General features: G+C 69.4%; 9 protein-coding genes. 5 read left to right on the top strand and 4 right to left on the bottom strand.

The genetic code is table 11. From position 1 onward, the window contains the following. Positions 1–33 precede the first annotated feature (33 nt). A complete protein-coding gene (locus VEG08_02295; protein HXZ26808.1) occupies positions 34–1,215 on the bottom strand; it encodes a site-2 protease family protein in 1,182 nt (393 codons plus the stop codon). A gap of 88 nt (positions 1,216–1,303) precedes the next feature. Here VEG08_02295 and rsmD point away from each other — a divergent pair, with 88 nt between their 5' ends. Further along, entirely contained in the window at positions 1,304–1,882 is a 579-nt protein-coding gene (gene rsmD, locus VEG08_02290) for a 16S rRNA (guanine(966)-N(2))-methyltransferase RsmD (GenBank protein HXZ26807.1), read from the top strand. Between the two features lie 11 nt (positions 1,883–1,893). On the opposite strand, the gene VEG08_02285 is transcribed toward rsmD, so the two are convergent. Continuing rightward, complete coding sequence (locus VEG08_02285) at positions 1,894–2,445, bottom strand: hypothetical protein (protein HXZ26806.1); 552 nt, start codon at positions 2,443–2,445, stop codon at positions 1,894–1,896. A gap of 120 nt (positions 2,446–2,565) precedes the next feature. Here VEG08_02285 and VEG08_02280 point away from each other — a divergent pair, with 120 nt between their 5' ends. Together VEG08_02280 and VEG08_02275 are read left to right on the top strand one after the other, a co-directional pair. Beyond that, positions 2,566–3,135 (top strand): hypothetical protein, encoded by a 570-nt coding sequence (locus VEG08_02280; protein HXZ26805.1) that lies wholly within the window; start codon positions 2,566–2,568, stop codon positions 3,133–3,135. Between the two features lie 51 nt (positions 3,136–3,186). After that, the gene (locus VEG08_02275) at positions 3,187–4,554 is read left to right on the top strand and encodes an amidohydrolase family protein (protein ID HXZ26804.1); all 1,368 of its coding nucleotides are present in this window, start codon (positions 3,187–3,189) and stop codon (positions 4,552–4,554) included. A gap of 56 nt (positions 4,555–4,610) precedes the next feature. On the opposite strand, the gene VEG08_02270 is transcribed toward VEG08_02275, so the two are convergent. Continuing rightward, on the bottom strand, positions 4,611–7,118 hold the full coding sequence (locus VEG08_02270) for a hypothetical protein (GenBank protein ID HXZ26803.1): 2,508 nt from the start codon (positions 7,116–7,118) through the stop codon (positions 4,611–4,613). A 173-nt stretch (positions 7,119–7,291) separates the two neighbouring features. On the opposite strand from VEG08_02270, the gene VEG08_02265 reads away from it, so the two are divergent. Next, positions 7,292–7,729: a CBS domain-containing protein gene (locus VEG08_02265; GenBank protein ID HXZ26802.1), complete on the top strand. Its 438-nt coding sequence runs from the start codon at positions 7,292–7,294 to the stop codon at positions 7,727–7,729. A 161-nt stretch (positions 7,730–7,890) separates the two neighbouring features. Here the strand turns inward: VEG08_02265 and VEG08_02260 are convergent, their stop codons facing one another. After that, positions 7,891–9,162, bottom strand: a complete 1,272-nt coding sequence (locus VEG08_02260) for an MFS transporter (protein ID HXZ26801.1) — start codon at positions 9,160–9,162, stop codon at positions 7,891–7,893. A gap of 83 nt (positions 9,163–9,245) precedes the next feature. On the opposite strand from VEG08_02260, the gene VEG08_02255 reads away from it, so the two are divergent. Continuing rightward, the coding region (locus tag VEG08_02255) for an HslU--HslV peptidase proteolytic subunit (GenBank protein ID HXZ26800.1) at positions 9,246–9,462 on the top strand (217 nt) is incomplete at its 3' end.

Genomic DNA, 9,462 nt, shown 5'->3' with positions numbered 1-9,462 from the left:
CCCGACTGAGGTCTGGCGTCTGAGGTCTGACGTCTAGAGATCCAACTCCCGCTCCGCCTGCCGCAGCCGCCGGCTCTCCGCCAGCAGGCCCATGCTGTGGGTGAGGTTCTGCAGGGTGACGATGCCCACCAGCCGCCCCTGCTCCACCACCGGCACGATGGTCAGCCCCTGGCTGGTGATGCGGCGGAAGATGGAGGCCAGGGATTCGCCGCGGGCGGCCACGTCGAAGACCCGGGTCATCACCGACTGCACGTAGGCGTTGCCGTCGGCGCGCAGCGCGTCCACGATCCGGTGGCGGGAGACGATGCCCACCATGTCGCTGCCCCGCACCACCGGGAAGTCGTCCTGCAGGGTGTGGACGGCCTTGGCCAGCGCATCTTCCAGGGTGTCGGCGGGGGAGAGAGTGGAGAAGTCGGTGAGCATCACGTCTTCCAGGCGCACGTTCTGCAGCACGGAGTGGAAGATGAGGGTGCGCTCCTCCAGTTGCGCCGCCATGGAGAGGAAGACGCCCGTCATCACCAGCCACATCCCGGAGGTGCGGTCGCGGGCGAGCAGCAGGAAGCCGCCCAGCATGAGCAGCATGGCGGCGATCTGGCCGACGAAGACGGCGCGGCGGGTGGCGCGCGCGAATTCCAGGCGGCGCGCCAGCAGCGCCCGCAGCACGTGCCCGGCGTCCAGGGGATAGGCGGGCAGCAGGTTCAGCAGCCCCACGCCCAGGTTGGCCCACACCAGGGCACGCAGCAGGTTGCTGGAGGTCAGGAAGGGCCGTTCCCACAGCCGGATCTCGGGCGCCACCGCCAGGATCATGACCGCGGCGAAGCCGCCGGCGGCCAGGCTGAGCAAGGGTCCGGCCAGGGCGATGCGGATCTCGCGGCTGCGCCAGCCCAGCAGGCCCAGGCGGGTGGAGGCTGCCGGCGCCGCGGGGCGCCCGGGAGAGAGGGCGGAGCCGTCGGTGATGGCGATGCCCCCAAGGGGCAGCAGCAGGATGGCGTCGATGGCCACGCCCGCCTGCAGCGCGGCCAGGGCGTGTCCCAATTCGTGCAGCATGACCGCAGCGAAGACGATGCCCACCAGCGCCAGGCCGCGGCCGCCGCCGGCCAGGCCCTGGTCCGGCCACTCCGTCACCCAGATGAAGGCCAGCAGGATCAGGAAGGTGACGTGGATGCGAAGCTCCACGCCAAAGATCCGCCCGGCGGAGATGGACCAGGTCTTCATGGAAAGCGGCAGTCTGGTTCCGAAGCGATCGCCATCATTGTATACATTAGAGGCTCCGAGTCTCAGCTTTTAGCCTCACGCTCGAACCATGCGGGTGATCGCGGGCAAATACCGGCACCGGGCGCTGCGCGCGCCGCGCGGGCTGGAGGTGCGTCCCACCTCCGACCGGCTGCGGGAGACGCTGTTCAACGTGCTGGCGGCGGGCCGGCCGGAAGTGCTGGCCGGCTCGGTGTGGATCGACGCTTTCGCGGGCACGGGCGCGGTGGGCATCGAGGCGCTCAGCCGCGGCGCGCGCCAGGTGTATTTCCTGGAGAGCGCCAAGGCGGCCGCGGCCGCCATCCGCGCCAACCTGAAGGCGCTGGGGATCGCGCAGGGAGCGGAGATCGTGGAGCGCGAAGCGGCAGCCGGACTCGAGCGGCTGGAGGCCGCAGGTGTGGAGTGCGGCTTCTTCTTCCTCGATCCTCCCTACCGCATGGAGGCGGCGTACCACGAGACCCTGGAGCGACTGGCGAAGTCGAAGCTGCTGAAAACAACCAGCGTAGTGGTGGCGGAACACGACCAGCATTTCGATCCGGGAGATGGATTCGGCAGGCTCAGCCGCTATCGCAAGCTGGAGCAGGGCGACGCGGTGCTGAGCTTCTACAAGCTAGTTCCCGGTTCCCAGTAGCCGGTTCCCAGTTACATCAGAAGCTCGGTGGTGCGGCGGACGATGGGATGCTGCATCTCGGCCAGGTCGTTCTTCACCAGGTTGAGCCCGTAGACGCAGCTCTCGAACTCGGCGGCCAGGCGTGCGAACAGCGGCGCCACCTTGGCGTACTCGAAGTGCTCGAACTTGGAGACGATGTAGTAGCTCTCCTTGCCCGCCTTCATGAAGTCCACGAAGCCTTCCAGGCGGTGCCGGCGCAGGCGCCAGTGCTGGATGCTCTCTGGGAACATGCCGGTGAAGAAGAGGGTGAAGTCGCCGATGTGCTTGCGCACCTGGCGCTCGCGGTCGAAGGAGGGGGCGGGACCGTAGACGGGATCGGACTCCAGCAGCATGCAGCCCACGTCGTCCAGGGGCCGGCCGGCGGCGTCGCGGATCTTGTAGAGCTGCTCGGCCTCGCAGAATTCGGTGAGCACCGAGGCCACGTAGGCGCTGATCTGGGGATCGCGCAGGCCCAGCATCCCCGCGTAGTGGTGGCTCACCAACTCCTGGAACAACCGCTGCAGCGGATGGGATTCAGGAAGCATGGCCCTGTCCTCCCCGGCTGCGCGATTCTTTAGCGCAGGTCGGCGGGCAAAAGCAAGTGACGAAAGTGGGTCGGGCGCGCCCCGGTTGTGGTTTAATGCGCGCTTCACCCGGGAGGGAGAATGCTGGCCTACGTCTTCTGGCACTGGGCGGACTCGGCGGCGGCGGCCGGGCGCTACGAGGAGGCGCTGCGCGCCTTCCATCGCGCGCTGGGGACGCATCCCCCGGAGGGCTTCCGGGGCTCGGCGGCGCTGCGCGTGACGGGAGCGGGCTGGCTGCCGCAGGGGCTCGGCTATGAGGACTGGTACCTGATCGACGACTTTGCTGCCCTGGGCACGCTGAACGAGGCTGCGGTCTCGGGCGCGCGCCAGGCTCCGCACGACCAGGTGGCACAACTGGCCCGCGGCGGCACCGCCGGCGTGTACCGGCTGGTGGCGGGGCGTCCCGAGTTCAAGGCGGCGCGCTGGGCGACGTGGCTCTCCAAGCCGCGGGGCACCAGCTATCCGTCGTTCTACGACGAGTTGCGGCCCTGGCCGGAGCGGCCCGAAACCACGCTGTGGCAGCGGCAACTCACCCTGGGTCCCACCACCGAGTTCTGCCTGCAGAGCCGGGAGCGGGTCGAGCTCCCGCAGCCCTTCGGGGCGGCGGCGGTGGAACTCACCTCCCTGTGGAGCGAGCTGCTCTCCAGATAGGCTCATCCAGGGAACCGGGTCATCGGGTCATTGCAAGACAAGGAGAAAGACATGACGCGACAAAGACAGCGTTGGGTGGGAATGCTGACGGTGGTTCTGGCGCTGGCGGCAGTCGCTCCGGCGCAGGAGAAAACCAAGCCGGCGGCCGAGCCGGTGACGGTGATCCGCGCGGGCACCCTGATCGACGGGGTCAGCGACCAGCCGCGCCACGATGTGGCCATCTACATCCGCGGCAACCGCATCGAGAGCGTGGGCGAGTACAGCGACCAGTACATCCCCAAGGACGCGCGCATCCTCGATCTCTCGCGCGCCACCGTGCTGCCCGGCCTCATCGACGCCCACACCCACATCTTCCTGCAGGGCGAGAACCCGGCCGTGGCCAGCTATGACGACCAGTTGCTGAAGTTCCCGCTCTCCTACCGGGCGGTGCGGGCGGCGCTGGCGGCGCGGCGCGCCCTGGAGCAGGGCTTCACCACCCTGCGCGACCTGGAGACCGAGGGCGCCGGCTACGGCGACATCGGCATCAAGCGGGCGGTGAACGAGGGCCTGATCCCCGGGCCGCGGCTGTTCGTGGTGACCCGCGCCATCTCCACCACCGGCGGCTACCCGCTGGAGGGCTACGCTCCCGAGATCGAGTCCTCCATGCCCAAGGGCGTGCAGATCGTGGACGGCCCGGTGGAGGCGCGCAAGGCGGCGCGCGAGCAGCTCGACAACGGCGCCGACTGGATCAAGGTGTACATGACCCACCGCTCCTGGGCCCAGAATGGCAAGCTGGTCTCGCAGCCCACTCTCACGGTGGAGGAGCTGCAGGCCATCGTGGACGAGGCCCACGGCTGGGGCAAGAAGGTGGCCTGCCACGCCTACAACGGCATCGGCCTGCAGCGGGCGCTGGACGGCGGCTGCGACTCCATCGAGCACGGGCTGGAGCTGAGCGACGAGAACATCGCCCAGATGAAGCGCCAGGGCACCTGGTACTGCCCCACCCTCTCGGTCTACTACTACGACACCTCGGCCTCGGGAACGCCCGAGGCGGAGCGCGACCGCCTGCGCGTCGAGCTGCACAAGCTCTCGTTCCAGAAGGCCATGCAGGCGGGACTGAAGATCGCCTATGGCACCGACGACGGCGGCTTCGCCTGGTCGGAGCCGGAGGCGCAGGAGTTCGGGCGCATGGTGGACTTGGGCATGCCGCCCATGCAGGCCATCCGTACCGCCACCGTCAACGCCGCCGAGCTGCTCGACCGGAAGGGCAAGCTGGGAGTGATCGCGCCCGGCGCCTACGCCGACATCATCGCGGTCGAGGGCGACCCGCTCCAGGACATCCGCGTGCTCGAGCACGTGGACTTCGTCATGAAGGACGGGAAGGTGTTCAAGCCTTCGGCTGCGACCCGGTCCCTTGGGGCTGCTTCTGGCGAAAAGTAGAGCCGCCTGGGAAAGACCAGGCCAGGCAGGGATTCGGTACCCTTCCTGGCCTGCTCTTATTTGCCGGCCACCGGGGCCAGGAACGAAACCACGGTGGCGTTGACCACGAAGCCTCCGGCGCGCTTGGAGCGCAGCATCCCGCTGTAGCGGTAGGGACCGGCGGCGAAGGCGCTGCGGTCGAGCTCCAGCACGACCACTTCCCCGCGGGCGCCCTGCATGCTGACCACGTCGGGCGAGGCGTTCTGGATGATGACCAGCACCTTGCCGGGAGCGGGAAGGTTGGCCTTGGGCGCCATGCGCCGCAGGTCCTCGAGGTTGAGCAGATCGGAGGGAGGCGCCGCCCCCGACCAAGCCGACTCCGGCAGCCGGTCGGGGCCGGAGATGACCACGTGGAAGGCGGTGGTCTCGCCCTTCTCCAGGTGCAAGCGGTCGGCGTTCATGTCGAGCTGGAGCACGCTGACCGGCAGGGTGGCGGTGGCCGCGCCCTCCTCGCAAACCACGTCGCTGGCGCCGGGCGGCAGATCGCTGGGAACGCGGAAGTACACCGCTCCCGGCGACTCGGCCAGGATCTCCGCCGGCTTGCCCCCCACCGAGACACGGGTGGGGAAGGTGCTGCCGGTGAAGGGCCCGGAGATGGCCTGGGTGGTGCCCGGCTGGTAGACCGGGTTGGTGTGGAAGTCCTGAGGATGGATGGTCTCCGCGGGATGGCGCAGCGCGCCGGTGGCGGTCGGAACGCGCTCGGTGACCGCAGGCGAGTCGCCGGAAGCGAGGCTCACCTCCAGGTTCCCGCCGGCGGGTACGTTCCCGGTGGCACAACTGGAGCCGTCGGTGGCTGGGCCATCGCCGATGCGCAGCTTCAATTCTTCCAGCAAGGGCCTGCCGTCGTCGCCGCGGCGGACGGGCACGGTCATCTCCACCACGCGCAGCGCGGGCACGCCGTGGAAGTTCTTGGGATCCTCGACCACGCGTCCGGAGCAGCGTTCTCCGGGACGGCAGTCGTTGGGCACCACGACGCCCACCAAGGTGGCGGTACCGGGGCGGGAATTCGGCGGCCGCTCCGAGGTCTGCTGGGGATGCTGCTGGATCCACTCCCGGACGTCGTCGGGATACGCGGTGCTGGGATCGGCCATGCGAGCCTGGTCGTAACAATTCTTGGTGCACTGGTAGTAGGCGTCGCGGGCGCGGGCGGCGGCCTGCAGTTCCTGGTTGGCATTGGCGCGGGCCTGGGAGGCGGTGGCCTGCTGGCGCGCCACTTCGGCGGTCAGGCGGTTGACCTGGGCCTGGTACTTGGCGACGTCCTCCTGGGCGCTGCGTTGGGAGGTCTGGGCGTCGTGGTAACTCTCGCCGAAGATGTTGGGGTTGACGCCGTGCGCCTTGGCGTAGCTCTGGTAGCGCTCCATGGAGGCGTTGGCGGCCTGCAGGCGGGCTTGGGCAGCGGCCAGGTTCTGCTGCGCCTGCGAGAGGTCGCGCTGGGCCTGGGCCAGGTACTGCTCCAGGGCGCGGGCGTTGGCGTCGAGGGAGTCGGCGAGGCGCTGCTCATCCTGCCAGGCCAGCCACAGGGAGTGGCAGCGGCGCTCGCAGATCTCCTCGGTGATGTTGCGATGGACGGGCGGTTGGGTCTCGCCGCCAGTGCCGCCTTCGGTGATGGAAGGCTGCTGCTCGCCCGCCGGGCAGCCGCAGGAGGCCAGCACGTCGTAGTGGGTGCTGGCCAGGGAGTAGGGAATGACCACCGTCGTCCCGTCCACGTAAGGCCGGCCGGGGGCGAGGTCGCCGACCCCGATCACGGTGAACGCTCCCATACGCTCGGGAGCAGCCCGGTTGCTGGGCCACTGGCAGTGACAGTCGCCGGAGGCGCGGAAGTAGAGGGTCTTGTGGCCGTGCTCGCCGGCGCGCAGCTCGAAGGTCACCTGGATGGGGCCGCAGTCGGGATCGTCCCAGGTGCGCTCCACCGTGGTCGTGGGTGTCTCGGTCAAGTTGTTGTAGAGGGCCTTGGCCAGCTCGGTGGCGGCCTTGCGGTGGATGTAGGGCTCGGCGGGGTTGCCGGCGGCGGGATGGTGCTCCTGGATATGCTCACCGGCGTGTTCCACGGCAGCGCTGGTGGCCTGATCCACGGCCACCTCGCCCAGCTTCTGCACCAGGTCATCGACCGAGTCGGACTGCAGGTAGGCGCTGACCACGTCCATCAGCACGCCCACGTACTTCACGCCGTACACCTCTTCCAGGATGTCCTTGGCGATGCTCATGGTCTGGGCCAGGGCCCGGATGGCGGCAGCCTGGACGCCGACCCAGGTGACCGCGACCTTGGCCTTGCGCAGGGCCGAGTTGGCGCAGTCGGGCTGGGTCTGGCCGATGAGAGTGACGTTGGGAGCGCTGCTGTCGGTGGGCATCTGCGCCCACATCTGGTTCACCGACTCGTCCAGGCTGACGCGGAACTCCACCCGGTCGGTGGGAGGGGGAGGCGGCTGGGGATGAGGCGGCCGGCTGAAGCTGATCTGGGTGGTGAACAGCAGGGCCAGCAGCACGGCGGGTGCGGTCACCCGGCGCAATCTGGGGCTGGCAAACATAGGCGCCTCCTGGCCGGCGCGGCGCGCCGGAGCAAGTCGTACCTAAGTAGGGGGTTCGGCTATGTTACCCGGCGGGGACAAAAAGGCAATGGGAATCTCGTCTCCGGGGTGCAGGCGGGCGCTTGACTTCGGCCAAGAGCGGGAGATAATGCTCCCCCAACGGCGAGGGGCATATGAGCCTCCTGCACTTCTGCGACGAGATGCCGGCATCGGTGAAGCCCACGGCCAGCGTGGCCGAGACCATCCGCCTCATGCTGGAGCGGAGGGTGGGCGCGGTGGCGGTGGTGGACGAAGAACACAAGGTGGCGGGCATCTTCACCGAGCGCGATGTGCTGCGCAAGCTGGCGCTCAGCGGCCGCGACCCCGAGCGCATCCCCGTGCACCAGCTCATGACCACCCCGGTGGAGATGGCCACCCCGGAGATGAGCCCGCGCGAGGCCCTGGAGGTCATGGTGGACCGCCACTACCGCCACTTGCCCATCGTGGACAACGACGGCCACCTGCTGGGCATGCTCTCCATCCGCAACCTGCTGCAGGCCGAGATCGACGAATTGCGCCAGGAGATGGATTCCCTGGAGCACTACGTCTCCAACGACGGGCCCGGCGGCTGAGCCGGCTCCTCGCTGCGCCCTCCTCCCTTTATGCTGGCGTCATCCTGAGGCCCTTCAGGGCCGAAGGATCTCGCGTGCCGTCAAGGCAGCGGTGGCCCGCGCCAGATCCTTCGCGGCGGAAGCCGCTCAGGATGACGCCGTCGATATGACGGACGGAAGCCTCAGGACTCAAGTTCTGCGGAAGTCGAGGCAGACGCAGCGACGCGCTGCGCGTCCGGCTGCGTCGCGGCGGAAAGCGCCATGAGGCGGCGCATGGCCAGGATGCCCAGCGCGGGTCCCAGGGCCAGGCTGGCCGCGGCCCAGCGCCAGCCGGAGCTTGCGGCCAGCGCCGCCGTGAGGCGCAGCGAGACCGTGGTCAGCAGGAAGCCCAGCGCCACCTGGGTGGTGAGCGCCGTCCCCACATACGACCAGTTCGAGACCTCGCTGATGATGGCGGAGAACTGGGCCGAGTCGGCCACCACCGCGATCCCCCACACCAGCGCCACCGCCAGCAGCAGCAGGAAGTGCTGGAAGACGGCGGCGGCCAGCAGGCAGCAGGCCCCGCTCACGGCCATGGCCACGATGGTGACGCGGGCGCGGCGGCAGAGATGCGCGTGCCCCTCGTAGGGCTCGCCGGCGCGGCCGTCGCTGGCGCGGCCCGCCCACACGCAGCCCACGGCCCCGATGGCGATAGCGCAGAAAGCCCCCATCTCCACCAGGCTGCGCGGATAGGAACTTCCGGCGGCGGCCAGCAGCACCGCGATCCATCCCCACATGGAGTAGAGCTCCCACATGTGTCCCAGGTAGCCCAGGTTGGCCAGGCGCAGGCGGCGGTTGCGGAAGGTCTCCCCGATCTGGGTGAAGCGGAAGGGCGGATTGCTCGTGGCGTACGGCCCTTCGTGCACCCCGAAGGCGACCAGGGCGGCGGCCGCGAGCGCCAACGCGGAGCTGGAGAGCACCACCGCGCGCCAGTCGAGTTCGCCCAGGGCGCGCACGCCGTGGGGCAGGGCCGAGCCCACGGTGAGCGCCCCGATGAGCACGCCCAAGGCGAGGCCGCGTCCCTGGCGGAACCACCCTGCCACCAGCTTCATGCCGGTGGGATAGACGCCGGCAAGGAAGGCCCCGGTGAGAAAGCGCAAGGCGATGGCGGCAGCCACGTGGCGTCCGGCGACCGCGGCGAAGGCGGCGTTGGCGGCGGCCGCGGCCACGCTGCAAAGAGCGAAGACGCGGGTGGGCGCGAAGACGTCGGAGAGATTGAAGACGGCGATGACCAGGGCGCCGGCTACGAAGCCCAGCTGCACCGCGATGGTCAGCCAGGAGGTGACGTCCAGCCCCGCGTGCCACTGGCGGGCGAGCTGCGGCAGCACCGCCGTCCCGGTGAACCACAGCGACATGGCTAGCAGCTCGGCGGTGGCCAGGCAGAGCAGCACGCGGCGTTGGGGATGGGCCGACACAAAGGCGAGATTGTAGCGCACCGCCGGATGGCGCGCCTTCCCCGTGGGGCCGCGGCACGCTGCTATAATCGGAGGCCGGAATCATGAAAAAGCCAGAAAACATGCGGGTGCGGTCCACCACGGTGCTCTCGGTGCGGCGCGACGGCAAGGTGGTGATGGCGGGCGACGGCCAGGTCACCCTGGGCGAAGGCGTGGTCAAGCACAGCGCGCGCAGGATCCGCCGCCTCTACGGCGACAAGATCCTGGCCGGCTTTGCGGGCTCGACCGCCGACGCCTTCGCCCTGTTCGCGCGCTTCGAGG

This window comes from Terriglobales bacterium (assembly GCA_035624475.1).
Taxonomy (GTDB): Bacteria; Acidobacteriota; Terriglobia; order Terriglobales; family Acidobacteriaceae; genus DASPRL01.
This window is presented reverse-complemented; position numbering and strand designations above follow the sequence as displayed.